Genomic DNA, 24879 nt, shown 5'->3' with positions numbered 1-24879 from the left:
AGCACGGGCCGTTGCATGTCGTGTCTCGACCCGTTTGTTTCGCATACGATCTCCCGTGTCCACTGAATCCTTCCTGCCGTTCGCCTCGCCCATCCGCGTCGCCCTGATCGAGGACGATCCCCGGTTCAGCGCGGCATTCCTCGAAGCGCTGTCCAGCGCCCCCGATATGCGCACAGCGGGCGTCGCCACGACGTTGCAAAACGGGCTGGCGCTGCTGCAATCCACCCCGCCAGCCGACATCCTCGTGGTCGATCTGGGCCTGCCTGACGGCTCCGGGATCGATGCCATCCGCGCGGCACGCGTGGCTTGGCCGCGTTGCGATGTGATGGTGGCCACGGTCTTCGGCGACGAAAGCCACGTCATGCAGTCGATCGCCGCGGGCGCTACCGGCTATCTGCTCAAGGACAGCTCGGCGGCGCATATCGTGCGCGAGCTGCGATCGCTGCATCAGGGCGGCAGCCCGATCAGCCCGGTGATCGCCCGGCAAGTGCTGTCCCGCCTGCAGACGCCGCCAGCCGACATGCCGGTGCAAGCGCCCCAGGCACCGGCGGGCCCGAAGCCTTCTGCGCTATCCCCGCGCGAATATGAAGTCCTGAACGAGATCACGCGCGGCTTCTCGCATGACGAGATCGCGCAACGGATCGGCGTATCGAGACATACGCTGCTGACCTTTGTGCGACGCATCTACGTCAAACTGGACGTCCATTCGAAGGTCGAGGCCATCAACGTAGCCCGGCAACACGGGCTGCTGCGCGATGACTGACCGCAGGGGCACGCCGGCATGGCGACGGTGGTTCCCCTTCTTCCTGGCACTGCTGCTTGCTGGGTCGCTGTCCGGCGCTCTGGCGCAGGCCCTGCCTTGGCACATCACCTCGGCGCAGCTACGAATCACACCCGACGGCTCGCTCGACCGGCTTCCATCGCAGCTCGCGCTGCCGGCCGGCGGCGAAGGCTGGCAGGACACGCCGTTGCCGATGGTGGTGCCGCGTCACCTCGCACCCGATCAGGTCGGGGCAGGCCACATTGAAACAATCTGGGTGAGACTGGCGCTTCCGGTGGCCTCGGCCGCTGCCGGTGCGCCCCATTATCTCTACGCGCCGCGCTGGCAGACCGTGGGACGTCTCACCGTGTATGCCGACGGCGAGCAGGTCTGGCAGTCTCGCGGCGGCCCGGTTTGGAACGGCTACAACTACCCCCTGTGGATCGCGCTCGGGCAGGCGCCACGCGACATCGTCATCCGTATCGATGTGATGGGTCAGGTCGGCGCTGCCCTGTCGTCCGTGCGGATTGGCACGGACGAGGACCTGTTCTGGCGCTACGCAGCACGCAGCTTCCTCCAGACGCAGTTTCCCTATCTGTCCAGCGGCGGCCTGCTCGCGGTGGGCATCTTCTCGTTGCTGGTCTGGCTCCGGCGCCGCGAGGAAACGCGCTACCTGCTGTGCTTCCTGGCCGCAGGGGCCTATTTCCTGCACACGCTCCAGTATCTGGTCGGCCAGGACCCCTTGCCGATTCCGGAGGCCTGGTTCAGCTGGCTGGCGTTCAACAGTATCGCGTGGCTGATCATGGCCTGCTACCTGTTCATCTTCCGGTATCTTGGCCTGCGCTACCGGCGCCTGGAGGCAGCGCTGTACGCCTCGGTCGTGTTCCTGGCCACCAGCACGCTACCGTTGTCGTGGCTCACGCATGTGGTGTTCCTATACCCGCTGTCCCAACTGCTGCTGGTGGCGCTGAATCTCGTGGTGTCGATTGCCGCGTTGCGCGCCGCCTGGCGGGCCAGGTCGCGCGAGGCGATGACCTTCTCGGTATGGAATGCGATGAGCACGCCGATCGCCGTGCATGACGTGCTGCTGCAGAACTACCGCATCGATATCGAGGGTATCTACCTGCTGTCCTATCTGGGGTGCGTGCAGCTGCTGCTGTTCATGTATCTGATGTATCGCCGCTATATCAGCGCGCTTGATGAGGTCGCGCAGGCTAACACCAACCTGTCGCTGCGTCTGGCGCAGCGGGAAGCGGAACTGCTGGAGAGCCATCGGCAGCTGCGCGACGTGGAACGCCGCGAGACTCTGACGCGCGAGCGACAGCGGCTGCTGCAGGACATGCACGACGGTCTCGGTTCATCGTTGATCAGCGCCTTGCGCATGGTCGAGAGAGGCCCATCCGGCATGGCGCGCGCCGACGATATCGCCCAGGTGCTGCGTGAATGCATCGACGACCTCAAGCTGACGATCGACTCGCTGGAGCCGATATCGACGGATCTGTTGCTGCTGCTGGCCACGCTGCGCTACCGGCTCGGGCCGCGGCTTGAGGCCGCGGGCATCTCGCTCACGTGGGAAGTCGGTGACATCCCGCCGCTGCCATGGCTCGGCGCCCAGAGCGCCCTGCACATCCTGCGCATCCTGCAGGAAGTCCTCACAAACGTGCTCAAGCACAGCCGTGCAACCGCGGTCCGCGTGCAGACCAGCCGCGACGACCATTGGGCAAGGGTGCGTGTGCACGACAACGGCACGCCGTTCGACCTCACCGCGCTGCCACTGGAACACGGCGGCAGAGGGCTCGCCAACGTGCAGCGCCGCGCGGCGGCCCTCGATGCGGCGGTGTCCTGGGAGCCGGACGCAACGGGCACGTGGTTCACGTTGTGCCTGCCCATTGCGCCCGTAGCCTCTTCGCTGGATGCCTGCTAGTGGCGCTTTGCCGCGAATATCAGCGAGTCATCGCCATCCCGTAGCGTATGCGTTGCGTCGGGCGCTGCGAATAGCGTCGTCTTCGGCGTGCCGTTGTATTCGCTGTCCCGGACTTCGAGCGTCTTCCAGCGCCTCGTCCGACAGCCCGTACTAGTGCTGCACGAAGTCGATGCCCAGCATCCGCACCTGTCGAATTGGTAGCCGCGCTCGTTTTTCATCGCCGAGGATAACTCCGCCAGGATCATCGACGCGTTTGTTGAAGAGATGGATATCGAGTCGCTCGGGTTCGAGGGCGCCAATCCTTCGACGACAGGTCACCCCCCATATCATCCTGCCGTCCTGTTGAAAAGAGACCACGCCGGAGAAGGCGCAAGGGAAGGGCGGGGCGGTTCAGTCTGCTCAGCAGCCGCTACAGCAGGGCAACCGGCCAATGACGGCGCAAGAGTACGTCGAGCGCTATACGCCGCGTGTAGCGGGCCTGGAGCACTCTGCACCGGTCTACGATGAGATCACGAAGGCAGTGCGCGCGCCGGTGCCCCCTGCGTACGTGGTGATCAAGAGGCATTGCGAGCGCTACAGCCAGCAAGGAACGCGGTTGCAGATGACGGGCGATCAGTGCAAGACCATCGTGGACAACGGCTACTTCCTGGCGTTCGATCCGGAGCCACAGAAGGCCCAGCAGCAGCCCGTAACGCAGCCCGCCTATATGGCCGGCTCACCGCAGGATATCGGCTCCAAGCGCCGTCTAGACCCGTTGGATCTGGCGGTACTCGACGAGCCGGATTCCCCGCGGCATCGAGTGCGCCGCTAATATTCGTTACGGGTACTATGATCCCCTCAAAAATAAGGGGGTCAAGATGAAGGGCGTTGTCTTATTTTTACTCTTACTGGTCGTTGTTGTTGCTGTGCTTGCGGCCACCATGCGTGCACGTAGTGGGCCAGCGTATAAGTATTCGCGCAGATCATTGATGACCGATCGTGAGCTGCAGTTCTTCAACGTTTTGCGTCAGGCACTTCCCCAGGCCCAGATTTTTAGCCAGGTTTCTATGTCGGCAATCGTTGAGGCGAAGAACAAGGGCAAGGAGGGGCAAGCGGCGCGAGCTCGGTTTAGCCAGAAGTATGTTGACTACGTGATCTGCTCTCCGAATTGCAGAGTGCTCTACGTGATCGAATTGGATGACCGTAGTCACAACAGCGCTAGGGCAAAGAAGGCAGATGCTACGAAGGATGAAATCCTTGCGAACGCTGGCATTCCTCTGAAGCGGTATTCGTCAGTCAAGATGGACGTATCCACGTTGGCTGCCGACTTTCAGCAAGTCGTGCTAGCCATCTCTGCGCCGCCCGTGGTTTCCGGATCTATCAGCCGAACATCTCCTTGAACGCCCGTACTCGCTCGTATTGATGGACTCGGAGCGTATCAAGCGTCCAGGCGGGAATGGGTCGTCTACCTGTCTGCCAATCGCGCATGGTTCTGTCGCATCTACGCTATAGACGGACAAGGGTTTTTCGTGGTATGCCGCTGGCATGCTTTTCGAATTCGTTTGAACTGACCCAGCGCCTGGACGTATTTTTCATCTCGTCTCCGGCAACAAAAAAGCCAGCACCTTATGTGCTGGCTTGTTCGTTTCACACCCCCGACGTCGGGGGCTTGATCTTCCAATTTCCTTACAGCTTAAAACCCGATTTCTGTATCTGTCGCATAAGATTTCTTATGTTAAATCTAAAAAATATTGTTAATCCACGCCGGAGATACTGACTGCCTGAACGTCCATCCTCCCCATTCTTGCCCCCTAGCAACGCCGCGCATCGTCAGCCCGGCATTGACCAAGTTTTCCTTGTCCCTTGGACAATCGCGAAGACTCGCTGCTATATTGCGTGAACCAATCCTGCCCCAGATCCCATGGCACGCTCGCTTGTGCTTGTCGCGTTGGCCGCTTCGCTTTATGGTTGCGCCGGTGCCCCGTCCTTCAGCCTGTTTGGCGCCTATTTTCCGCTTTGGCTCTTGAGCGCCCTGATCGGCATCGTGGGCGCCGTCATTTCCTGGCGGCTGTTTATCCTGGCCGGCTGGGCGGAGGTCGTTGGCTTCCCGCTGATGGTAAACACGGCAATCGGCCTGATGATCGCTGAAATCGTCTGGTTATCGGCGACGGGACACATCCTATGAAAATGGCTGGCGTTCGCAAAAGCCCGTTGCGTGGGAAATTGATCGCCCTGGCGATCGTAGTTCTGGCCATCTTGCTCTCCATCTTTGCCTGGCATCGCACCGTGCGGTTTCCGTCTTCCGACGATGCCGGGCTCGATGCCGACATGGTGCATGTGGCCTCGCCCGTGGGCGGCAGGATATCGAGGATCCTTGTCAGCGAGAACCAGCACGTGGCCAAGGGCGATGTGCTGTTCGAGATCGATCCTGTGCCATACCGGCTAGCCGTGGCCCAGGCGACTGCCGATCTGGAACTGGCTCAGGCTGCGCTGGGCACGCGCAGACGCACGATTGCCACCGAACACGCCAATGCGGCGATTGCCTCGGAGCAGACCGCCCGCACCGAGCAGAACTACGCGCTGACCGCGCGCACCGTGGAGCGTCTGCGCCCGCTGGCCGCGGATGGCTACGTGCCGAAGCAGCAGCTCGACCAGGCCGAAGTGGCGCAGCGCGACGCGGCAGTATCGCTAAAGCAGGCCAATGTGCAGCGTGCCGCGGCGGCAAAGGCGGTGGGCACAGAGGACGACGCCACGGCGACCGTGCGAGCGCGCGAGGCGGCGCTGGCCATCGCCCAGCGGGCACTGGACGACACCGTGGTTCGCGCCCCGCATGAGGGCCGCGTGAGCGGCCTGACCGTGCTGTCCGGCGAAGTCGTGATTCCCAATCAGTCTCTCTTCCTGCTAGTCCATACCGGCGAATGGTTCGCCGTCGCCAATTTCCGTGAAACCCAGCTTGCCGATATCCGTCTTGGCGATTGCGCCACGGTCTATTCGATGATCGATCGCAGCCATGCCATGCGCGGCAAGGTCGAGGGCATTGGCATTGGCATCACCGATACCGAGCGCCTGAACCTGCCGCGTTCCCTGCCCTATGTCCAGCCGTCGGTGAACTGGGTGCATGTGGCCAAGCGATTCCCGGTGCGGATCAAGCTGGAAGAGCCGCCAGAAACGCTGGCCCGGGTGGGCGCGAGTGCAACCGTCGAGATCCGGCATGGCGCAGCCTGCCGCTGACAAGTTGCGGCTCGGGCTGGCCGATCTCGGCGCCCTGCTGGCACCGTTTCCGGGCCGCGCATCGGCCACCACGCGCATTGCCGTGGCTTGCACGTTGACGGTGCTCGTCACCAGCATCTATGGCACGCCGGAGGCGGCCATCTCCGCCTATATCGTCTTCTTCATCAACCGGGCGGATCGCACCGCCAGCATCATGATGAGCGTGGCGGCGCTGGTGCTGGTCAGCATCATCATCGGACTTGTGATGCTGCTGGCCGATTTCAGCGTCGATGACCCACTGCGCCGGGTGGCGTGCATGGCCGTACTGTCAGCCGCCCTGCTCTTCCTGACCTCGGCCAGCAAGTTGCGCCCGGTGGGCGCCATCATCGCCATGATCATCGGGTTCGGGCTTGACGAACTCGGCCTGGTGCCCGGCGGGGAGATCGCCACGCGCGCCCTGCTCTATGCCTGGCTGATGGTGGCGATCCCGATTGGCGTGAACGTGGCGGTCAACCTGGTGCTGGGGGCGCCGCCGCGCCGGCTGGCCTGCGACCGGCTGGCCCATTGCCTGCGCGTGGCGGCGGCCTGCCTGCGCGATCCGGCACCGCACGGCGCCGCGCTGCACGCAGCCTTGCGCGCCGGCGTTCAGCCGGTGGCGGGCTGGCTGAAGCTGGCAAGGATCGAAGGCACGGCCAATGCCAGCGACGTCGCCGCGCTGCGTCATGCCGCTGCGTCAACCATGGCGATCCTGCTGGCGGTCGATGTCGCCCGAGGGCAGCCAGGCGCCCCCCTGCCCGCCCCGGTTGCCGATCCGATCGCCGACACGCTTGATGCGATGGCGCGCATGCTCGATGCGGGCGGCTATCCGGTGGAAATCGGGCTGAGCCCACCGGACTCCAGCCAGCTTGCGCCGGCGCAGGCGGCCCTTGCCAGGGCACTGCACACTGCCATCAACGGCTTTGCCGAGCCCCCGGAGGCGGACACAGCGGCACCCCCGATGCCGCCAACCAGCCATGGCGGCTTCCTCGACGCAGATGCCTTCAGCAATCGCGACCACATTCACTACGCGCTCAAGACTACCGGCGCGGCCATGTTCTGCTACCTGCTCTATCAGCAGCTCAACTGGCCGGGCATTCATACCTGCTTCATCACGTGTTATCTCGTGTCGCTAGGGACCACCGCGGAGACCGTGGAGAAGCTCTCGCTGCGGTTGGCCGGCTGCCTGGCCGGCGCGGTCATCGGCACGGCTGCCCTCGTGTATGTCGTGCCTTCGCTGTCGTCGGTGGGCGGGCTCATGTTGCTCGTCTTCGCGGGCTCGTGGATATCTGCCTGGGTTGCGCAAGGCTCTGCGCGCATCGCCTACGCGGGCTTCCAGATCGCGTTCGCGTTCTACCTGTGTGTCATCCAGGGCGCGGGCCCAGGCTTTGACCTGACCATCGCGCGTGACCGGGTCATCGGCATCATGCTTGGCAACCTGATGGTCTACCTGGTGTTCACGCGTATCTGGCCGGTCAGTATTGCCGCGCGCATCGAAGCGGCGCTGGGCCGGCTGGTCGAGCAATGGCAGCAACTGGCGCATGCCAGGCGGCCCGACGACCGGCGCGGGCATGCCACGGCTGCGCTGGCCTTGCAGGGCGATATCGCGCAAGACCTGATCCTCGCGCGCTACGAGCCTGCGTCCGTGGGCCCAGCGCCCGAGTGGGTCGAAGACCGCGAGCGGCGCCTGCGCTCGCTCGACGCGATTGCCGGTCCGGCGTTCCTGTTCGCCGAGCGGTTCCCCGGCGACCCTGACCTCACGCAGCGGCTTCGCACGCTGCGGGCCCACGATACGGCGCAGCACCCGGTGCAGCCCGCCCACGCCACTGAGGCCACTGAGGCGACCAATGCCTCCACCGAGGCCATTGACGCCGCCGGTCCCGACGGCGCGGCCCGCACCGCCTTGCTGGCCCTCATCGACAAACGCCTGACCGCCTCCGTTGCCGACGCCACGCAGACGGCCCACCCTTGCCCAATCCATGCGCAAATGTGATTCGCTGGTGATTCCGCTATCGCTGATTGCCGCGACGCTGGCCGGTTGTGCCACGTCGTCGCTGAATCTCGCGCCTGCGCAAGCCGATCGGCCGTGGCAGCCCGCCACCACGGCATCCGGAGACATCGTGCCCGGCGCCGCAGCCAGGGCCGCACCCGCGCCAGGGCCTTCCGACTACACGCTGCCCGCCAATTCTGCGCTGGCGTCGATCGCACCGCCGCCCGCGCTTGATCCGGCGCACGCGTACTCGCTGCCGGAACTGATCGACATGGCCGAGTCAGCCAACCCGCTGACGCGCATCGCGTGGAACGACGCGCGCAATGCGGCGCTGGCCGCGGGCATCGCCAAGGCCAGCTACCTGCCGCACATCTCGGCAGCGGCCATGGGCGGCTACCAGAACGGGCATCTGTCCACCAGCACGCCCCTGGGAGCGGCCGGCACGAACACATCCAACCACGGCGCGGTGTCGGTTCTGTCGCTGCAATGGCTGCTGTTCGATTTCGGTGAACGCGCGGGGATTGTCGATGCCGCGGAACAAACTTCGATCGCCGTCAATATTGCGTTCACGGCCGTTCACCAGCGCATCGTGCACGATGTCAGCGTGGCGTTCTACCGCTATCAGGCTGCGCGGTCGCGCGGCGGCACGGTGCAGCAGGCCATGACCAACGCCGATGCCGTGCTCGCGGCCGCCAAAGCCCGCTACCAGCGCGGCATCGGCACGGTCGTGGAGGTGGCCCAGGCCACCCAGAACCGTGCGCAGACCAACCTTGCGATGGTGCAAGCACAGGGCGCCGAGACCGACGCGTATCTGGCCCTGCTCACGGCCATCGGTATCTCGCCGCTGTCGAAGCCACGCATCGCCGAAATGCCCGTGCGGCCCTTGTCGCCCGCCTTGCGTGGCTCCATCGAGCAGATCGTCGAAAGCGCGATCGCGCAGCGGCCCGACGTGCTGAGCGCCTATGCGGTCGAGCGCGCCAGCCAGGCCAAGGTCAAGGCAGCCGAGGCGGCGTTCCTGCCTAAGGTGTTCCTGTCCGCGTACACGTCATATGCCTCGGGTGGATCGTCCATCTCGGCGATTCCGCCAATCGGCCAGCAGCCGCCGACGCTGAACCTCAACGGCTATCGCTACGGCGCCAGCGTATTCCTTGGCGTTACCGTGCCCATTTACGACGGTGGGGTGCGCTCGGCGGTAGTCGCGCAGTCGCGCAATGACGTCGACAGCGCATCGGCCCGGCTGACGCGCGCCAAGGAAGAATCGGTGCGGCAAGTGGTAGTCAGCCAGAGCGCGCTCGAATCGAGCCTGGCGGCGTATGACGCGGCCAAGGCGCTGGCCGACGCGGCCCAGGTCACCTACAACGCGGCCTTTGCCGCATACAGCAAGGGCGTGGGATCGGTCACCGATGCCAACCTGGCGCAGAACCAGTTGCTGCTGGCATGGAACGCGTCGACCGATGCGTACAGCGGCGCGCTGGCCGCCGCCGCCACGCTGGCGCTCGCGACCGGGGCGATCGGCTCGACGCGTTGAGCCACCCGAATCCGGCTGCGTCCGCCTGTGCTTCCAAAACCAATCAGGCGGATGCGGATGCGAGCGGTACTTCGTTGTAAGCCTGCAGGCGGTTGTCGGCCCGATGCAGATCCGATTCATACTGGCGCGCCGCCAAAAGGAAACATGCGGCGGCAACCAAGCCGAATGCCGGCATCACCGCAAGGGCCGTCTGCAGGCCAAGGGCATCAGAAATCGCCCCCCCGACGAAAGGCCCAACCGCAAGGCCAAACATGTTCTGAAAGAGCGACAGTAGTGCGGCGCCGGTGGAACGCACGCCCGGGTGAACGACGTCGAGCACAATACCCGCCGCCGGCCCTACCGTACACGTCATCAGGAAACCGCCGAACGCAATGAGCAGGAACTGCTGGCCGGCTGGCATCGCAACGGTAAAGGCTGCAACGAAAACCAGCAGGGTCGCCACGCACAGGAAGGCCACGGCGAGAGGCTTGTTGCGTGGCCGGCGTGCAGCCGCCCTGTCCACCACGAGACCCCAGACGAAGGCCCCCAGCGCGCCGCACAACACGATCAGCGCCGCCTGCCTGGCGGCAACATCCGGGGCCGCGCCGTGGAACCGGTTGAAGTAGCTGGGGAGCCAGGCCCAGACGGTAGACACCACGATGAGCTGGAACGCTGCGCCGACGCAGGTCGACCAAACCGTACGCGAGTCAGACAACGCGCTTGCGACGTGCCTGATGAAGTTCCATGGTGATTCCTTCGCCTTGTGCAGCCGGGATGTCAGTTCCACGGTCTTGTAGTCAGGCACGAACAGGTACAGCAGCGCGATTGCCAGGCCCGGGAAACCCACCACGCCGAACGCAGCCTGCCAGCCCCAGCGCTGGGCTATCACGCCACCCAGCATGACGCCGAGGACCGCGCCAATGGAGCCGGCGGCAAAGAACGCTCCCAGCAACATGGAGCGCATGCGCTTGGGGAACAAGCTTGCAATCAGCGCCGCACCGACGGAACCATAGCCGCTTTCGCCAACGCCGACCATGGCGCGCGCGGCAAATAGCTGACTGTAGTTGCGGGTAAACATGCATGAGATGGTCGCTACGCTCCATACCGTTGCCATCACGGCGACACTCTTGACCCGGCTCATCCGATCGGCCAGAAGAGCAACGGGCAGGCCGCCTAGTGCGACAACGATCGAGATGATCGACACCAGTGCGCCAAGCTGCTTGTCCGACAAGCTCCACTCTGCCTTCAAGTGGGGAAACAACGAGACAATGACCTGCCGGTCGATGTAGTCGAACAGCATCAGCGCAAAGGTCATGGCAAAGGCAAACCAGGCTCTGGACCGGCCGACCAGATAGTCGTCGCGATCATCGGGTCCGGAATGCGGGATGTGCGGGTTCATGCGTGTCTCCATAGTGGGTTGGCTCTTGCATTGAGAGCCACCTCTGATGCTTGCATAGTCTGCTACGTGCGACTGACATTGCCGGCAGCCTTCCGGCATGGTGCGTTCAAAGTCAGCCGGGCACGCCAGCAATGCGTTCTTTCTGCTTGCCGCGTGCGCTTCGCGCAACGTGACAATGCCCTGTCAGGGCACCAGGACGGTGGAGCCCACTGTCTTTCGCGACTCGAGAGCCCGGTGCGCATCGGCGGCATCGGCCAGGGCAAAGGTCTGCTGGGGTTCGCTCGCGATGCGCCCGGCCAGCACGTGGTCGAACAGTTCCTTGGCCATGTCCAGCATGTGCGCGCGCGGCTGGATATAGTGCATCATGGCGGGCCGCGTGAACCAGATCGAGCCCTTCACGGCCAGCATCTGCGAGTCGACGATCACCGCGCCCGACGAGGTGCCGTTGCTGACCAGCGAACCGCGCGGCTGCAGGCAGTCCAGGGAGGCTTCCAGCGTGTCCTTGCCCACCGAGTCATAGACCACCGGAACCCCCTTGCCATCGGTGATCTCCTTGACGCGCTGCACGATGTTCTCGCGCGAGGTCACGATGGTGTGCGCACAACCGTTGGCCTTGGCGATCGCGGCCTTCTCGTCGGTACTCACGGTTCCGATCATGGTGACGCCCATCGCCCGCGCCCACTGGCAGGCGATCAACCCCACGCCACCCGCAGCCGCGTGGTAGAGGATGGTTTCGCCACCCTGGAGCGGGTAGACCTGACGGAACAGGTATTGCGCCGTCATGCCCTTCATCATCAGCGTGGCGGCGGTGCGCTCGGATATGCCTTCGGGCAGCGGGATCAGCACCGCGGCCGGCATCACGCGCACCTGGGAGTAAGCGCCCTGCGGACCGACCAGGTAGCCGACGCGGTCACCCACACGGATGTCCGTCACCCCGGAACCCACGGCCTCGACCACACCGACCGCATCGGAGCCCAGCCCGTTGGGCAGCGGCAGCGGGTAGCGGCCGGTGCGGAAATAGATATCGATAAAGTTCAGCGCGATGTAGCTGTGGCGCACACGGGCCTCGCCGGGGCCGGGCTCGCCGACCTCGACGTCCTCGAACTTCAGCACTTCCGGGCCGCCGGTTTCGTAGAAGCGAATGGCTTTTGACATGCTTGTCTTCCTGTCTATGTTCTGTTGTGCTTTGCGCCGCCGACTCAGTTGAGCCAGGGCGTGGCCGCGCTCAGGCGACCTTGCGCAGGTGGCCCTGCTGGCGACCGATGCGGTTGGGCGCGAAGCCATTGGCGGCCAGGGACTCTTCCACGGTGTCGTAGAACACGCCAATCTTGGAAATCTCGCGCGCCTGCTGTGCGGTGGCGATCGGGCGGCCGAACTCACGTGAAATGCGCACCAGTTGCTCGATCTGCTGGACCGTGCTGAACTTGCTGGAGCGCTGCTGGTTCCAGAGGTTGTCCTCGATGCCGCAGCGCACATGCAGGCCCATGGCGATGCCCATCATGTTGATCGGCAGCACGTTGAGCACGGAGCTTTCCACCGTCAGCACTGCGCCATCGGGCACGGCGCGCACGATGTTGGCCATGTTGTAGATGTTGGGCGCGTCCATGCCGCCGCTGATGGCCACCCAGTTCATGACCAGCGGGCCCTTGTAGATGCCCCTGCGCATCAGGCGCTCGACCGACTCGAAGCTGTTGATGTTGTAGCACTGGAAGGCGCTCTGGATGCCGGCAGCCGACAGGCGGCGGATGTGCTCCTCGACCCAGCCTGGCTGCGAGGGCACCGTCATTTCCTTGTAAGCCTGGAAGGTGGCCGGATCTTCCATCGACGTGCCACGCAGGTCTTCGTAGTCGAAGTGCTCCAGCACATTCATCTGCGAGGTGTTCACGGTCACCGTGACCTGGTCGGGCTTGGGGTCGAGATCGGCCAGCATGTGGCGCGTATCATCCGAGAGCCACTTGGCGGCAGCGCCATCGGTCTCTGGCGCAAAGGAGATCGAACCACCCACCTGGATGATCATCTCGGGCACGGCCTTGCGCACGCCGGCAACCAGTTCGTTGAATTTGGACAGCCGCTTGGAGCCGCGGCCATCGAGTTCGCGTACGTGCAGGTGCAGCACCGTGGCACCCGCGTTGTAGCAGTCCACGGCCTTCTGGATCTGCGCCTCCATCGTCACCGGGATGTCCTCGGGAAAGTCAGAAGGGACATAGGACGGCGCGTAGGGCGCGGCCGTGATGATGAGCGGCTGCTGGTTTTCGGGGAACAGGTGTCCGTCGAGAAAGTTCATGGCGTGTCTCCAGGGGGAAGGAAGAAAGGGGATAGGGTTGGCGGGAGTGAGGGTCAGAGCGCCAGGTCAGAACACCTTGTCGCCGATGATGCCGGCGCGCTCCATCTTGCGATGGCAGGGCGGGTAGTCCATCACGGCATAGTGCTGCGTCGAGCGGTTGTCCCAGATGGCAATGCTGTTTGGCTTCCAGCGCCAGCGCACCTGATACTCGGGGATCAAGGCCTGGCCGATCAGGTACTGCAAGAGCGCCGATCCGCCTTGGGTGAAGTCCTGGCCGTAGCGCACGTTGGCCGCTGTGTGGAAGTTCGTGAAATGGGTGGCGAAGCCGTTGACGAACAGCACCTTCTCGCCGGTCTCGGGATGGGTGCGCACCACGGGATGCTCGGCATCCGGGTACTGGGCCTTGAGTGCCAGGCGTTTCTCAGTCGGCATGGCCGCACCGAACGTGGCTTCGATGCTGTGCCGCGCACGCAGGCCGGCGATCTGGCGCTTTACCTCGTCGGGCAGCTTCTCGTAGGCCAGCGCCATGTTGGCCCACATGGTGTCGCCGCCCACCGGCGGGCATTCCACGCAGCGCAGCACACAGCCCATTGGCGGCGTCTCGCGCCAGGTCGCGTCGCAGTGCCAGCCGTTCTCGTAACGGTCGTTGGGAGCCTCCGGCGATTTGTAGATGCGCACCAGGCCCGGGTGATCCGGGTCGCTGCCGACCACGGGGTGGTCCTCGAGCTCGCCAAAGCGGCGCGCGAAGCCCACATGCGCGGCGCGCGTGATGTCCTGGTCGCGCAGGAACAGCACCTTGTGCTTGAGCAGCGCGGCCCTGATCTCGGCGAACAGCCCGTCGTCATGCACGGCATCTGCCAGGTCCACGTTCACGAGCTCGGCACCGATGGCGCACGTCAGCGGTTCGATATGCATGGTTTGTCTCCTTCTTTTTTTGTTCAGATCACCACGACGGGCCCGTCGTCTTGCGGGACTCGAAGTCGCGGTGGGCACGCCCCGCTATATGCGGCGCGTAGCGCTGGTCGGGCCGCTCTCGCGTTGAGAGCTGTCGCCAATGCTCAGTGGTGCAACGTGGGCTCGGAACGGCTAGAGAGGCGCCCGGTGTCAAGCCGCTCGATCAACTGTGAGGCCATCGGCCAGGGCCCATAGCCAGATGCCGGGTTCAGATGACCGACCTTGCCCAGGTCCACCGTGTCGCTGCCCCAGGCCTGCGCGAGTTCGATCACCCTCGGCAGATCGCCCAGCGGATCGTTCTGGCTGGTAGCGACCAGGCTCGGAAACGGCAGTCGCTGGCGTGGCACCGGGAGCCAGCCGCTGGACTTGATCGCGGAAAGTGTCGGATAACCTTCCGGCATGGGGCGTTCAAAGTCAGGCGGACATGCCAGCAAAGCGCCCTTGATGCGTGCTGCGTATGCGGTTGTCAGGGCCCAGTGGGCAAGCATGATGCAGCCACCGCTGTGAGCGACCAGCAGTACGGGGCCGCCAATGTCTGCCACCGCCTGCTCAATTGCTGCGACGCGGCGAGAACAGTCCAGGTTCTCGCGTCCCATCGGGGGCACTGTGCGCGCACCGGGCATGCGCTCGGCCAGTAATGTCTGCCAATGGTCGGCGACCTGGTCACGCAGGCCGGGGACGATAAGCACAGTGGACATTGTCATGATGGATTTCGATTTGAGGTTGTGCTGGAACTCGGGTCTGTCAACAGCTATCGGGGATCAGATCCACATCAGAGCCACATCAGATCCACATCGCAAGACTATCTCTGCAAGACCAAATGCGATGTATTATTTGGGACATTCAATGTCTAAATTGGGACACGCCCATGCCCGGCTATACGCCCCTGATCCGAAGCGCCAGTCTTACCGGCTACATGGAACTGGCACGCCACCATGGACTGAACCCTGAGGCTATGCTGCGCACGGTGGGGTTGAGTCCTCGAAGCCTTCTCGATCCCGACATGCCGGTCACTTCCATGGCGGTACGCCAGTTGCTTGAGGAGAGCGCATCGATGGCAGGGGTGGAAGACTTCGGCTTGCGGCTAGCCATGGACCGGCGGCTGGCCAACCTGGGCCCGATCAGCTTTGTGATGCGTGAAGCACCCAATGCCCGGCAGGCGCTGGACAACCTGTGTCGCTATATGCGCCTGATCAATGCGGCGCTGCTGACTAGCATCGAAGACTTTGGCGATGCCGTATTGATCCGCGAAGAGATCCTGGTCACCGGCAAGTACCCGGTGCGGCAGTCCATTGAAATGGCGGTGGGCGTGCTATATCGCACGATCCAGGAACTACTTGGACCAACCTGGCGGCCCCGAAGCGTCTGTTTCGAGCACCGTCAACCGCACGGTGCTACGTGTCACAAGGCGCTGTTCGGCTCAGTGGTTGAATTCAATGCGAGTTTCAATGGCATCGTCTGTGCGGCAAAGGACCTCGCCGCGCCCATGCCGGCCAATGACTACCGGATGACGCCCTATGTCCGTCGCTTTCTCGACCAGGCCTTGTCTGGATCCGAGGAGAGTGCGTCGCACACCGTTCGGCAGGTCGTGATTGCCATGTTGCCCGGGGGCAGGTGTACGTCGGACCAGGTGGCAAAGCACCTTGGCGTGGATCGCCGAACCTTGCATCGCCGGCTCGTTGCGGAAGGCACGAGCTTTTTGTCACTGCTCCAGTCGGTCCGGGCAGAACTCGCCTCCCGCCAGATCCTCGACAGCGATCGCTCGCTCGCCGAACTCGCCGATCTGCTTGGCTTCTCAAGCCCCAGCGCTTTCGCCTTCTGGTTCAGAAAGCACTTTGGCATGACGGTGTCGAGCTGGAAGCAAAGCTCACAGGCAGTCGCAAGTGCATTGCCGCAACGTGGCTGACCTTCGCCCTCTCCCACTGTAACCTCCGCACCGAGGCAGGCCAGTTTCTGGCGGGGCTCGCCGGTATGATCGCCTCATACCAAAGGCCAATAGACGCCCCCTGCCCCTACGCCTAGCCTTGCGCTGACCTGGCAGCAGATACTCCCGGCCCCGGAAGCAGCGCAGAACGGCGCCTGGTTCGGCGCCGCGCCCATCTCCTTTCCGGGTCTTGGCCATATCGGCATCAAGGGACGGGAATCCCACGGGATTCTCGAACGCGGCCGTGTTGATCCGCTCCCCGCCCTGTCCTGCCCATAACGCGCCACAACAGCTGACTAATACGAAGAGACAATGGCGACGAGCACCATGCAGCTTTAACCTTCGTTCGAGGTGCTTGCGCAGAGCTCCGCCACACTCCCGCGCTGCACCCGACAAGGGATCGGCCGACCGTCGCCTGTGCCGCGCCGTGCCTGCACGATCCTGCCAACCCAACTTCAGGAGAGAATCATGACCAATCCCAAGCTAGAAGTGCTGACCCCTCAGAACAGCCAGTTGATCTTCATCGATCATCAGCCGCAAATGGCTTTCGGCGTGCAGTCGATGGATCGCCAGGCCATGAAGAACAATGCGGTTGGGCTGGCCAAGGCGGCCAGGATCTTCAATATTCCCACCACCATCACCACGGTGGAGAGCGAGTCGTTCTCGGGCTACACCTATCCCGAACTGCTCGACGTATTCCCCGGCCAGAAGACGCTGGAACGCACCTCGATGAACTCGTGGGACGACCAGAAGGTGCGCGACGCGCTGAAAGCCAACGGCCGCAAGAAGGTCGTCGTCGCCGGCCTGTGGACCGAAGTCTGCAACACCACCTTCGCCCTGTGCGCGATGCTCGAAGGCGACTACGAGATCTACATGGTTGGCGATGCCTCCGGCGGCACCAGCAAGGAAGCGCACGACTACGCCATGCAGCGCATGGTGCAGGCCGGCGTGGTACCGGTGACCTGGCAGCAGGTGCTGCTCGAATGGCAGCGTGACTGGGCGCACCGTGATACCTATGACGCCGTGATGAAACTCGTCAAGGAACACTCGGGCGCCTACGGCATGGGCGTGGACTATGCCTACACCATGGTGCACAAGGCAGAGCAACGCACCGCCACCCCGCACGAGTCGCTCGCGCCGGTACCGGCCCGCTGATGCGCCCCCAATACCACCCTTATCTTTCGGGCAGACAAGCATGAGCGCGCAATCCAATCAGCAAGGCATGGCCCAGAACCCATCGCGGCGCGAGCTGCTGGTTTCCGGCGCCAGCACGGCCGGTGCCGCCGCCCTCGCGGCCCTGGGCAGCACCGCCTCCGTTGCCGCCGGCAAGCCGCAGGACCACGCCGCATCCCACCATACCGGAGCACGTAGCATGAACACCGTCACCACCAAGGATGGCACCCGGATCTACTACAAGGACTGGGGCACCGGCCGCCCGGTCGTGTTCTCGCACGGCTGGCCGTTGAACGCCGACGCCTGGGACGCCCAGATGCTGTTCCTGGTGCAGCACGGCTTCCGCGTGATCGCGCATGACCGCCGTGGCCATGGCCGCTCCGACCAGCCCGCGAAGGGCAACGACATGGACACCTATGCCGACGACCTGGCCGCAGTGATCGAAGCGCTGGACCTGAAGGGTGCAGCGCTGGTCGGCCACTCCACCGGCGGTGGCGAGGTGGCCCACTACATCGGCCGCCACGGCACCAAGCGCGTGGCCAAGGCCGTGCTGATCGGCGCGGTGCCCCCCATCATGCTCAAGACCCCGTCCAACCCCGGCGGCCTGCCGATGGACGTGTTCGACGGCATCCGCAAGAACACGGCAGAAAACCGTTCGCAGTTCTTCAAGGATCTGGCGGTGCCCTTCTTCGGCTTCAACCGTCCCGGCGCCAAGGTCTCGCAAGGCACCATCGATGCGTTCTGGGCACAGGGCATGACCGGCAGCATCCTGGGCCAGTACCTGTGCATCAAGGAATTCTCGGAAGTCGACTACACCGAGGACCTGAAGAAAATCGACGTGCCGACGCTGATCCTGCACGGTGATGACGACCAGATCGTGCCGATCGACGATGCGGGCAAGCTCAGCGCCAAGATCGTCAAGAACGCCACGCTGAAGGTCTACCCGGGCGGCTCGCACGGCATGTGCGTGGTGCAAGCCGACAAGGTCAACGCCGACCTGCTGGCCTTCCTCTCGGCCTGATGAGCACGCCGTCCCGCGACCAGCAGACGGGCCGGGACGGCACGCCTGCATCCGATGCCTCCCTGCCCTCCTCGCCTTCCGTCTCACTGACCCGCCGCCAGTTCATCGCCGGCGCCGCCGCGCTCGGCGCGGCTGCCGCCAGCCGGAGTTTCGCCATGACCCAAACCAGCACGCCCGAGCTCATCCTCGTCAACGGCAAGTTCGCCACACTTGACCGCGCCAATCCGCAGGCCGAAGCCGTGGCCATCAGCGACGGCAAGTTCATCGCCGTCGGCACCCGGCACGAAATCATGCAACTGGCCGGCAACGCCACCAAGGTGGTCGACCTGCAAGGCCGCCGCGCGATTCCCGGGCTGATCGACAGCCACATGCATATCATCCGCGGCGGGCTGAACTACAACATGGAGCTGCGCTGGGACGGCGTGCGCTCGCTAGCAGATGCCATGCGCATGCTCAAGGACCAGGTGGCGCGCACGCCCGCGCCGCAGTGGGTACGCGTGGTCGGCGGCTTCACCGAGCATCAGTTCGCCGAAAAGCGCCTGCCTACCATCGAGGAGCTGAATGCGGCGGCGCCGGACACGCCTGTATTCATCCTGCACCTGTACGACCGGGCCATCCTCAACGGCGCCGCCCTGCGCGCCGTGGGCTATACCAAGGACACGCCGAACCCGCCGGGCGGCGAGATCGTGCACGACAAGGCCGGCAATCCCACGGGCCTGCTGCTTGCCAAGCCAAACGCCACCATCCTCTATGCCACGCTGGCCAAGGGCCCCAAGCTGCCGCCCGAGTACCAGAAGAATTCCACGCGCCATTTCATGCGCGAGGTGAACCGTCTGGGCGTGACCGGCGTCATCGACGCTGGCGGCGGCTACCAGAACTACCCCGAGGACTACCACATCATCGAGGAGCTGCACAAGGACGGGCAGCTCACGGTGCGCCTGGCGTACAACCTGTTCACGCAAAAGCCCAAGGACGAGCTCAGCGATTTCAGCGGCTGGTCCAAGCAGATCAAGCCTGGCCAGGGCGACGACCTGTACCGCCACAACGGCGCCGGCGAGATGCTGGTCTACAGCGCCGCCGACTTCGAGGACTTCCGTGTCGAGCGGCCCGACATGCCGCCGTCGATGGAAGGCGACCTGGAGCCGGTGATCCGGCTGCTGGCGGAGAACCGCTGGCCCTGGCGCCTGCACGCCACCTACAACGAGACCATCTCGCGCGCGCTGGATGTCTACGAGAAGGTGGCGAAGGACGTGCCCTTCGACGGCCTGCACTGGTTCTTCGACCACGCCGAGACCATCACGGACCGAAACATCGACCGCATCGCGGCGCTGGGCGGCGGCATCGCCGTGCAACACCGCATGGCCTACCAGGGCGAGTATTTCGTCGAGCGCTACGGCGCGCGCGCGGCCGAGGCCACGCCGCCGATCAAACGCATGCTTGAGCGCGGCGTCAAGGTCGGCGCCGGCACCGATGCCACACGCGTGGCCTCATACAACCCGTGGGTGTCGCTGTACTGGCTGACGACCGGCAAGACGGTCGGCGGGCTGTCGATGTATCCGCAAGCCAACCTGCTCGACCGCGAAACGGCGCTGCGGCTGTGGACCGAAGCCAACACCTGGTTCTCCTCCGAGGAAGGCAAGAAGGGCCAGATCAAGGCCGGCCAGCTGGCCGACCTGGCGGTGCTCTCCGCCGACTACTTCAGCGTGCCCGGAGACGATATCCAGGACATCACCTCGGTGATGACCGTGCTGGGCGGCAAGGTGGTGTACGGCGACGGCGACTTTGACAAGCTCGCGCCGGCGCTGCCGCCCGCCATGCCGGACTGGTCGCCGGTGCGCCACGCTGGCGGCTACCAGCCGCGGCCGCAGGCCAAAGCGCTCGCGCTCAACACCGCGTGCGCCTGCGCCAGCGCCTGCGGCGTGCACGGCCACGGCCATGCCAACGCATGGACGGCCGGCGTGCCTGCGTCGGACGAAAGCACCTTCTGGGGCGCGCTCGGCTGTTCCTGCTGGGCCTTCTGAGACGCGCGCCCGATCCACGCATCCTGCCAGGGAGACTCCAAGATGCGCACTTCCGCCTCCACCCACCCTTGCGCGGCGGGCACCGTCGCGCTCCCGTCCTGGCTGCGCTGGCTTGCACTGCTGGCGCTGTGTGCCGCCTACCTGCAAGGTGGCCTGGTCAAGGCCATGGACTTCGCCGGGGCCATCGGCGAGATGCAGCACTTCGGCCTCGCGCCGGCGGCGCCGCTGGCCGCCGCGGTGATCGCGCTGGAGCTGGGCGCGTCGCTGATGATCCTGTGCGGGGTCTACCGCTGGCTCGGCGCGCTGGCACTGGCGGCCTTCACGCTGCTGGCGACCCTGCTGGCCAACCGCTTCTGGGCGGCGCCGCCAGCCGAGCAATTCATGATGGCCAACGCCTTTTTCGAGCATATCGGCCTGGTCGGCGGCTTTGTACTGGTGGCGTGGGAAGACCTCTCCCGCCGCGCCGCCAGGCAAACGGCATGAAGCTCGCCATGCCGATAGCCCGGCAACCCGCGCTGAACACTGAACACAGAACACTGGAATTGCGATGAAGCTCTATATCGTTTCGCTTGGCGCCGGCATCCTCGTCGGCATCATCTACGCCTTGCTGCAGGTCCGCTCGCCCGCCCCGCCCGTGGTCGCGCTGATCGGGCTGCTCGGCATGCTGATCGGCGAGCAGGTCGTGCCGCCGATCAAGCGCCTGCTGGCCGGCGAGCCCGTCACCGCCGCCTGGTTCCACACGGAGTGCGTACCCAAGATCACCGGCACACCGCCGCCGGCGACCTTGGCCGCGGCCCGCAACGACACACCCGCGGCGCCGCGCGGCACCACCGATTCGCGCTGAGCCTGCCCGCAAGCCAAGTCTTCCGGCGATTCAAGGCTGCACCTGCGCTGCTCCCGCAGCCATCCGCTGCAAGCGCAGACCTTCTGCGCGCGCCTCGGCCAGTAGTTGATTCCAGTCGTCCGGAGGGTGGCCACTTTCCAGCATCTTGCGGAACACGCGGTAGGCGTCGTCACTGCTCTCGAAGGCGCGCTTGGTGTCTTCGTCATTGACCCAGGCAAATACGATGACCTTGCTTTGCGCGTGGTAGCGGAAGAACAGCCGGTACTGTTGAAAGAACTTGGCCCGGAACCAATGTTTGTGATCGTCGCCGAGCGTGCCGCCCTGCCGGTATTCCGGCCGTGCCGGGTCCTGCGCGATCACCTCGAACGCCAACCTGCTGATCGCCGCCAGCCGCTTGCTGGCGTTCTTCTTCACGTACCCGGTTGGGTCTCTTTGCTTAAGCGCTTCGACTTGTTGGGTCAGCCCCTCAAGTTGAGCGAGAAACAGGGGATGGGCGAAAACGGTCCAGCCGTTGATGACCAAAGGCGCAGGCCGACCCGCGCTCATTCATCGTCTGCCAAAAGGGCGGCATCAAGATCAACTTCAATGCCACCGACCAGCGACTGGATGCGCCGCACAAAACCGGCATCGACGGCCTGCAGGCGCTCCGGATGGCTGGCGATGTCGCTGACAAGGAAATTCAGGAAGTTGCCCAGCACCGGATCGTCTCCGTCGGAAGCCTCGGCGCGCGTCAGCACGACCTCGCCACCGGGGCGGATCGTATAGTGGATCTTGTCGCGCTTGCCCAGCCGCAGGGCGCGCCGCACGGTTTCCGGCACCGTGGTCTGGTAGCGGTCAGTCAGCGTGGATTCGACTTCGAGGGTGGCAGCCATGGGGCTCTCCGGTCAAAGGGGTGCATGCCTTGCATGGTAATGCAGTTGCCTTACCACGTCAATGCAAGTGCATTGCCTCCGGAATGTGCCATCCTGCCCCAAGCCCAGATGGAGGCGGCCTACCAACCGACCACATCGAGATAGCGCTTTCTTCACTTTTCTCCATGAAGCGCCGCCAGAACAAGGGCCGAAATGGCCACCATGCACAATCCCCAAGGCTAGGCCGGGACGCATGCGAGCCTGGCTCACCGCTACATACCCGGCAGCTAGACCGCGTCCTTCCTCTCCATATCGCCCACCGCTTCGCCGACGATGTGGCGTAGCCACTCAAGCGCCGCATTACCCTGCACGCGGCGACTGCAGACCATGTCTATGCTGAACACGTTGTCACCCAGTTCCGGCGGCAGCGCGTGCAGCGCGATCTGCCGGCCTGCCAATTGCAACGCGGCTCGCCGCGCGAGCGTTGCGACGAGGTCGGTGTTCTGCACGGCATAGGGCAACGCAATAATGTGGGCAAAAGTCGCCGCCACGCGTCGCCTGACTCCTAGCCTGGCCAGGTTCTCATCGATCACGCCGCGGATGGAACCGTCATCGCTCGGCACGAACAGGGCATGCGGCAATGCGATGAAGGTCTGCAGATCCAGCGCGTGCCGGCGCAGGCGCGGATGGCGGCGGTCAGCGATGCAAACGAATTGCTCCTCATACAGATGGGTGACAAGCATGCGTTTTGGCGGTGCCAGGTGGCCGCCGATCGCCATGTCCAGCACGCCTTCATCCAGTTGCTTGTAGATGGCAGCGCGATCGAGCTTGGCCACACGCAGGTCGGTGTGCGGCGCCAGGCGACGCAGCCGCGCCAATATATGTGGCACGACCACAATATCCGCATAGTCGCTGGCGGCGATGGTGAAGCGCTTGCCCCTGGCCGTCGCGGGATCGAAGCCGGCGCCCTGATCCAGCACCTCGCGGATCTGCATCAATGCCTGGCCGATGGACGGCATCAGGGCCATGGCCCGCTCGGTTGGCACCATGCCGGCCGCGGTCCGCATGAACAGTTCGTCTTGAAACAGCGTGCGCAGGCGGCTCAGCGCGTTGCTGACCGACGGCTGGGCTCTGTGCAAACGCTGCGCGGCTAGCGTGACGTTACGCGTCTCGAACACTGCCTCGAAGGCCACCAGCAGGTTCAGGTCGATGGAAGCTAAATTCATGATTCCAATACTACGGATATTGATTATCCATTTCAAGAATTCATAGCCGCAGATCTATGCTTGCGGATCTACCAGCTAACCAGGTATGGAGCCTGCAATGACCAAGATTTTGCTCACCGGCATCGAGCCATTCGATGGCGAAACGATCAATCCATCATGGGAAGCGGCACGTGCGCTCGACGGCGAGTCCATCGATGGGGCAAGCATCGTCTCCCGTCAACTGCCGTGCGTGATCGGCAAGGTGAACCAGGTCCTGCAGCGCGCCATCGAGGAGGTTGATCCGGCCGTGGTCATTTGCCTCGGACAGGCCGGCGGCCGCAGCGATATCTCGATAGAGCGCGTCGCGATCAATGTGGTCGATGCACGGATCCCGGACAATGAAGGGCGCCAGCCTGTCGACGAACCGGTCGTCAGCGGCGGGCCAGCGGCCTATTTCTCCACCCTGCCGATCAAGGCCATTGTCAGCGCGCTCCGTCAACATGGCGTGCCCGCCTCTGTGTCGCAAACCGCCGGCACGTACAACTGCAACGCGATTTTCTATGGGCTATCGCACTACATTGCCGAGTGCCGGCCCGGCCTGCGCGGCGGCTTCGTCCACGTGCCGTATCTGCCTGAAATGGCGGCTCGCCATCCGGGCGCTCCCAGCCTTGCGCTCGATACGCTGATCGCCGGCGTCCGGGTCATGGTGGCGACGACGCTAGCTGTGGAGCAGGACATCCGGGAAGGCGCGGGCGCTCTGCACTGAAATGGCCAGGAACTCGGCATTGCCGAGCCTGCGCAGAGACCGGCACCGAGAGTCAGGATGGTCTCGGCCTGGGTGCGCAGGCTGTCTGCGCTGTAGCAATTCCCAGCCATGTGCGCGTCGCCTCAGGCGGGAGTCTTGCGAAACTTCTCATGCAGCTGGCGCAGCAGCGGCGTGGGTGTCATGCCGTTCTTTTTTTCCACGGCAATCAGCCAGCCGGTGCGATGCCAGTCCTGCACGATGCGGTCGATGGCGGCCTGGGTATCGGCCTCGCCCCTACGCACCCAGATCACCGATGGCGACGGGATCAGGTCGCGTGGCGAAACGATCTCGTAGTCCTTCCAGTCAGCGTTGTTCTCCACCAGGTCGCGCAGCGTCGGACTCACATGCACCGCCGCCACGCAATTACCGCCCCTGAGCGCCAGCAGCGACTCCGGCTGGCCGCGGAAGGCCTTGATCTGCGCGCCATACTGCTCGGCCAGCGGCTTGGTGAAGTTACTGCCCTGCGAAACGCACACCGGCTTGCCTTTTGTGTCTTCCCACCTGGCGATGCCGCTACCCTTCCTGGCGATGGCCGCGCCACCAACCTCCTCGAAGGGCGTGGGCACGAAGGACAGGATCTCGCTGCGCTCCTGCGTCCATTGCATATTGGCGATCAGGATGTCGACCTTGCCCTGCTGGAGGAACTGCACGCGGTTCGAAGGCTGCACCTGGATGGTTTCCAGTGTTACGCCAAGCCCCCTGGCCACGCCTTCTGACAACTCCACGTTATAGCCGATGTGCTTTTGCGTGGCCGGGTCGATGGTGCCAAAGGGCGGGCCGGGCAGGATCACGCCGACCACGAGCTTGCCGCGCTGCCTGATCTTGTCGAGCGTGGCATCGGCATGCGCGGCGCCCGCCGCCAGGCAAAGCAAGGCTGCGGCTGCGATTCGGGGAACGAACGGGAGGCGGAAGACGGAATTCATGCGGGCTACGCGCCGAGGCAAGTGAAGCGGAAGCGGAGATCTTGCTGGATCGCCCAGACGATCACAAGA

The 24879-nt window shown here is 64.4% G+C and carries 24 protein-coding genes; 15 read left to right on the top strand and 9 right to left on the bottom strand.

What is annotated here, in order from left to right; translation table 11 throughout:
* Nucleotides 1–55: 55 nt before the first annotated feature.
* From F7R26_RS28055 to F7R26_RS28020, 8 genes are all read left to right on the top strand, one after another.
* Entirely contained in the window at nucleotides 56–763 is a 708-nt protein-coding gene (locus F7R26_RS28055; RefSeq protein ID WP_241754765.1) for a response regulator transcription factor, read from the top strand.
* Nucleotides 756–2684, top strand: a complete 1929-nt coding sequence (locus F7R26_RS28050) for a sensor histidine kinase (RefSeq protein WP_150984569.1) — start codon at nucleotides 756–758, stop codon at nucleotides 2682–2684. Before F7R26_RS28055 ends, F7R26_RS28050 begins: the two co-directional genes overlap by 8 nt.
* A gap of 430 nt (nucleotides 2685–3114) precedes the next feature.
* Nucleotides 3115–3495, top strand: coding sequence for a hypothetical protein (locus F7R26_RS28045; RefSeq protein WP_150984570.1), 381 nt, complete (start codon nucleotides 3115–3117; stop codon nucleotides 3493–3495).
* 157 nt (nucleotides 3496–3652) lie between these two features.
* Nucleotides 3653–4063, top strand: a complete 411-nt coding sequence (locus F7R26_RS28040; RefSeq protein WP_150984571.1) for a DUF2726 domain-containing protein — start codon at nucleotides 3653–3655, stop codon at nucleotides 4061–4063.
* 521 nt (nucleotides 4064–4584) lie between these two features.
* The gene (locus F7R26_RS28035; RefSeq protein WP_150984572.1) at nucleotides 4585–4848 is read left to right on the top strand and encodes a hypothetical protein; all 264 of its coding nucleotides are present in this window, start codon (nucleotides 4585–4587) and stop codon (nucleotides 4846–4848) included.
* Complete coding sequence (gene mdtN, locus F7R26_RS28030; protein WP_150984573.1) at nucleotides 4845–5894, top strand: multidrug transporter subunit MdtN; 1050 nt, start codon at nucleotides 4845–4847, stop codon at nucleotides 5892–5894. The genes F7R26_RS28035 and mdtN overlap by 4 nt, the downstream gene beginning before the upstream one ends.
* A complete protein-coding gene (locus F7R26_RS28025) occupies nucleotides 5875–7902 on the top strand; it encodes an FUSC family protein (RefSeq protein WP_150984574.1) in 2028 nt (675 codons plus the stop codon). The genes mdtN and F7R26_RS28025 overlap by 20 nt, the downstream gene beginning before the upstream one ends.
* Nucleotides 7889–9427, top strand: coding sequence for a TolC family protein (locus F7R26_RS28020; RefSeq protein WP_150984575.1), 1539 nt, complete (start codon nucleotides 7889–7891; stop codon nucleotides 9425–9427). The genes F7R26_RS28025 and F7R26_RS28020 overlap by 14 nt, the downstream gene beginning before the upstream one ends.
* 43 nt (nucleotides 9428–9470) lie before the next feature.
* Here the strand turns inward: F7R26_RS28020 and F7R26_RS28015 are convergent, their stop codons facing one another.
* The 5 genes from F7R26_RS28015 to F7R26_RS27995 form a co-directional block, all read right to left on the bottom strand.
* Entirely contained in the window at nucleotides 9471–10805 is a 1335-nt protein-coding gene (locus F7R26_RS28015) for a spinster family MFS transporter (RefSeq protein WP_150984576.1), read from the bottom strand.
* Between the two features lie 183 nt (nucleotides 10806–10988).
* On the bottom strand, nucleotides 10989–11960 hold the full coding sequence (locus tag F7R26_RS28010) for a quinone oxidoreductase family protein (protein ID WP_150984577.1): 972 nt from the start codon (nucleotides 11958–11960) through the stop codon (nucleotides 10989–10991).
* 70 nt (nucleotides 11961–12030) lie between these two features.
* Complete coding sequence (locus F7R26_RS28005) at nucleotides 12031–13089, bottom strand: beta-keto acid cleavage family enzyme (protein ID WP_150984578.1); 1059 nt, start codon at nucleotides 13087–13089, stop codon at nucleotides 12031–12033.
* A gap of 66 nt (nucleotides 13090–13155) precedes the next feature.
* Complete coding sequence (locus F7R26_RS28000) at nucleotides 13156–14004, bottom strand: TauD/TfdA dioxygenase family protein (protein ID WP_150984579.1); 849 nt, start codon at nucleotides 14002–14004, stop codon at nucleotides 13156–13158.
* A 143-nt stretch (nucleotides 14005–14147) separates the two neighbouring features.
* Nucleotides 14148–14747 (bottom strand): RBBP9/YdeN family alpha/beta hydrolase, encoded by a 600-nt coding sequence (locus F7R26_RS27995; RefSeq protein WP_170301769.1) that lies wholly within the window; start codon nucleotides 14745–14747, stop codon nucleotides 14148–14150.
* 164 nt (nucleotides 14748–14911) lie between these two features.
* Between F7R26_RS27995 and F7R26_RS27990 the strand changes: the two genes are divergently transcribed.
* The 6 genes from F7R26_RS27990 to F7R26_RS27965 all read left to right on the top strand — a co-directional run bounded on the left by F7R26_RS27990 (nucleotide 14912) and on the right by F7R26_RS27965 (nucleotide 21026).
* Entirely contained in the window at nucleotides 14912–15949 is a 1038-nt protein-coding gene (locus F7R26_RS27990) for an AraC family transcriptional regulator (protein ID WP_241754764.1), read from the top strand.
* A gap of 486 nt (nucleotides 15950–16435) precedes the next feature.
* Complete coding sequence (locus F7R26_RS27985) at nucleotides 16436–17122, top strand: hydrolase (RefSeq protein WP_150984580.1); 687 nt, start codon at nucleotides 16436–16438, stop codon at nucleotides 17120–17122.
* 217 nt (nucleotides 17123–17339) lie between these two features.
* Complete coding sequence (locus tag F7R26_RS27980) at nucleotides 17340–18161, top strand: alpha/beta fold hydrolase (protein WP_150984689.1); 822 nt, start codon at nucleotides 17340–17342, stop codon at nucleotides 18159–18161.
* Between the two features lie 155 nt (nucleotides 18162–18316).
* Complete coding sequence (locus F7R26_RS27975) at nucleotides 18317–20182, top strand: amidohydrolase (protein ID WP_150984690.1); 1866 nt, start codon at nucleotides 18317–18319, stop codon at nucleotides 20180–20182.
* 42 nt (nucleotides 20183–20224) lie between these two features.
* On the top strand, nucleotides 20225–20665 hold the full coding sequence (locus F7R26_RS27970) for a DoxX family protein (protein WP_150984581.1): 441 nt from the start codon (nucleotides 20225–20227) through the stop codon (nucleotides 20663–20665).
* Nucleotides 20666–20729: 64 nt separating this feature from the next.
* Complete coding sequence (locus tag F7R26_RS27965) at nucleotides 20730–21026, top strand: XapX domain-containing protein (RefSeq protein ID WP_150984582.1); 297 nt, start codon at nucleotides 20730–20732, stop codon at nucleotides 21024–21026.
* 30 nt (nucleotides 21027–21056) lie between these two features.
* On the opposite strand, the gene F7R26_RS27960 is transcribed toward F7R26_RS27965, so the two are convergent.
* The 3 genes from F7R26_RS27960 to F7R26_RS27950 all read right to left on the bottom strand — a co-directional run bounded on the left by F7R26_RS27960 (nucleotide 21057) and on the right by F7R26_RS27950 (nucleotide 23070).
* Nucleotides 21057–21572, bottom strand: a complete 516-nt coding sequence (locus tag F7R26_RS27960) for a type II toxin-antitoxin system YhaV family toxin (RefSeq protein WP_150984583.1) — start codon at nucleotides 21570–21572, stop codon at nucleotides 21057–21059.
* Complete coding sequence (locus F7R26_RS27955) at nucleotides 21569–21898, bottom strand: type II toxin-antitoxin system PrlF family antitoxin (RefSeq protein ID WP_150984584.1); 330 nt, start codon at nucleotides 21896–21898, stop codon at nucleotides 21569–21571. Before F7R26_RS27955 ends, F7R26_RS27960 begins: the two co-directional genes overlap by 4 nt.
* Before the next feature lie 266 nt (nucleotides 21899–22164).
* Nucleotides 22165–23070, bottom strand: coding sequence for a LysR family transcriptional regulator (locus F7R26_RS27950; RefSeq protein ID WP_241754763.1), 906 nt, complete (start codon nucleotides 23068–23070; stop codon nucleotides 22165–22167).
* A 130-nt stretch (nucleotides 23071–23200) separates the two neighbouring features.
* Here F7R26_RS27950 and pcp point away from each other — a divergent pair, with 130 nt between their 5' ends.
* Nucleotides 23201–23848, top strand: a complete 648-nt coding sequence (pcp, locus tag F7R26_RS27945) for a pyroglutamyl-peptidase I (protein ID WP_150984586.1) — start codon at nucleotides 23201–23203, stop codon at nucleotides 23846–23848.
* Between the two features lie 122 nt (nucleotides 23849–23970).
* On the opposite strand, the gene F7R26_RS27940 is transcribed toward pcp, so the two are convergent.
* The gene (locus F7R26_RS27940; RefSeq protein ID WP_150984587.1) at nucleotides 23971–24810 is read right to left on the bottom strand and encodes a transporter substrate-binding domain-containing protein; all 840 of its coding nucleotides are present in this window, start codon (nucleotides 24808–24810) and stop codon (nucleotides 23971–23973) included.
* Nucleotides 24811–24879 lie beyond the last annotated feature (69 nt).

Source organism: Cupriavidus basilensis (assembly GCF_008801925.2).
Classification (GTDB): domain Bacteria; phylum Pseudomonadota; class Gammaproteobacteria; order Burkholderiales; family Burkholderiaceae; genus Cupriavidus; species Cupriavidus basilensis.
The sequence above is the reverse complement of the archived record's forward strand: the minus strand, read 5'-3'. Positions and strand labels throughout refer to the sequence as shown.

Bases quoted from the DNA above. Each gene is read 5' to 3' on its own strand.
- mdtN (WP_150984573.1), top strand. From the start codon at position 4,845: ATGAAAATGGCTGGCGTTCGCAAAAGCCCGTTGCGTGGGAAATTGATC.
- F7R26_RS27990 (WP_241754764.1), top strand. From the start codon at position 14,912: ATGCCCGGCTATACGCCCCTGATCCGAAGCGCCAGTCTTACCGGCTAC.
- F7R26_RS28000 (WP_150984579.1), bottom strand. From the start codon at position 14,004: ATGCATATCGAACCGCTGACGTGCGCCATCGGTGCCGAGCTCGTGAAC.
- F7R26_RS27980 (WP_150984689.1), top strand. From the start codon at position 17,340: ATGAACACCGTCACCACCAAGGATGGCACCCGGATCTACTACAAGGAC.
- F7R26_RS27960 (WP_150984583.1), bottom strand. From the start codon at position 21,572: ATGAGCGCGGGTCGGCCTGCGCCTTTGGTCATCAACGGCTGGACCGTT.
- F7R26_RS28015 (WP_150984576.1), bottom strand. From the start codon at position 10,805: ATGAACCCGCACATCCCGCATTCCGGACCCGATGATCGCGACGACTAT.
- F7R26_RS27985 (WP_150984580.1), top strand. From the start codon at position 16,436: ATGACCAATCCCAAGCTAGAAGTGCTGACCCCTCAGAACAGCCAGTTG.
- F7R26_RS28020 (WP_150984575.1), top strand. From the start codon at position 7,889: ATGCGCAAATGTGATTCGCTGGTGATTCCGCTATCGCTGATTGCCGCG.
- F7R26_RS28035 (WP_150984572.1), top strand. From the start codon at position 4,585: ATGGCACGCTCGCTTGTGCTTGTCGCGTTGGCCGCTTCGCTTTATGGT.
- F7R26_RS27995 (WP_170301769.1), bottom strand. From the start codon at position 14,747: ATGACAATGTCCACTGTGCTTATCGTCCCCGGCCTGCGTGACCAGGTC.
- F7R26_RS27955 (WP_150984584.1), bottom strand. From the start codon at position 21,898: ATGGCTGCCACCCTCGAAGTCGAATCCACGCTGACTGACCGCTACCAG.
- F7R26_RS28005 (WP_150984578.1), bottom strand. From the start codon at position 13,089: ATGAACTTTCTCGACGGACACCTGTTCCCCGAAAACCAGCAGCCGCTC.
- F7R26_RS27965 (WP_150984582.1), top strand. From the start codon at position 20,730: ATGAAGCTCTATATCGTTTCGCTTGGCGCCGGCATCCTCGTCGGCATC.
- F7R26_RS27940 (WP_150984587.1), bottom strand. From the start codon at position 24,810: ATGAATTCCGTCTTCCGCCTCCCGTTCGTTCCCCGAATCGCAGCCGCA.
- F7R26_RS28040 (WP_150984571.1), top strand. From the start codon at position 3,653: ATGACCGATCGTGAGCTGCAGTTCTTCAACGTTTTGCGTCAGGCACTT.
- pcp (WP_150984586.1), top strand. From the start codon at position 23,201: ATGACCAAGATTTTGCTCACCGGCATCGAGCCATTCGATGGCGAAACG.
- F7R26_RS28010 (WP_150984577.1), bottom strand. From the start codon at position 11,960: ATGTCAAAAGCCATTCGCTTCTACGAAACCGGCGGCCCGGAAGTGCTG.
- F7R26_RS28045 (WP_150984570.1), top strand. From the start codon at position 3,115: ATGACGGCGCAAGAGTACGTCGAGCGCTATACGCCGCGTGTAGCGGGC.
- F7R26_RS27975 (WP_150984690.1), top strand. From the start codon at position 18,317: ATGACCCAAACCAGCACGCCCGAGCTCATCCTCGTCAACGGCAAGTTC.
- F7R26_RS27970 (WP_150984581.1), top strand. From the start codon at position 20,225: ATGCGCACTTCCGCCTCCACCCACCCTTGCGCGGCGGGCACCGTCGCG.
- F7R26_RS28050 (WP_150984569.1), top strand. From the start codon at position 756: ATGACTGACCGCAGGGGCACGCCGGCATGGCGACGGTGGTTCCCCTTC.
- F7R26_RS28025 (WP_150984574.1), top strand. From the start codon at position 5,875: ATGGCGCAGCCTGCCGCTGACAAGTTGCGGCTCGGGCTGGCCGATCTC.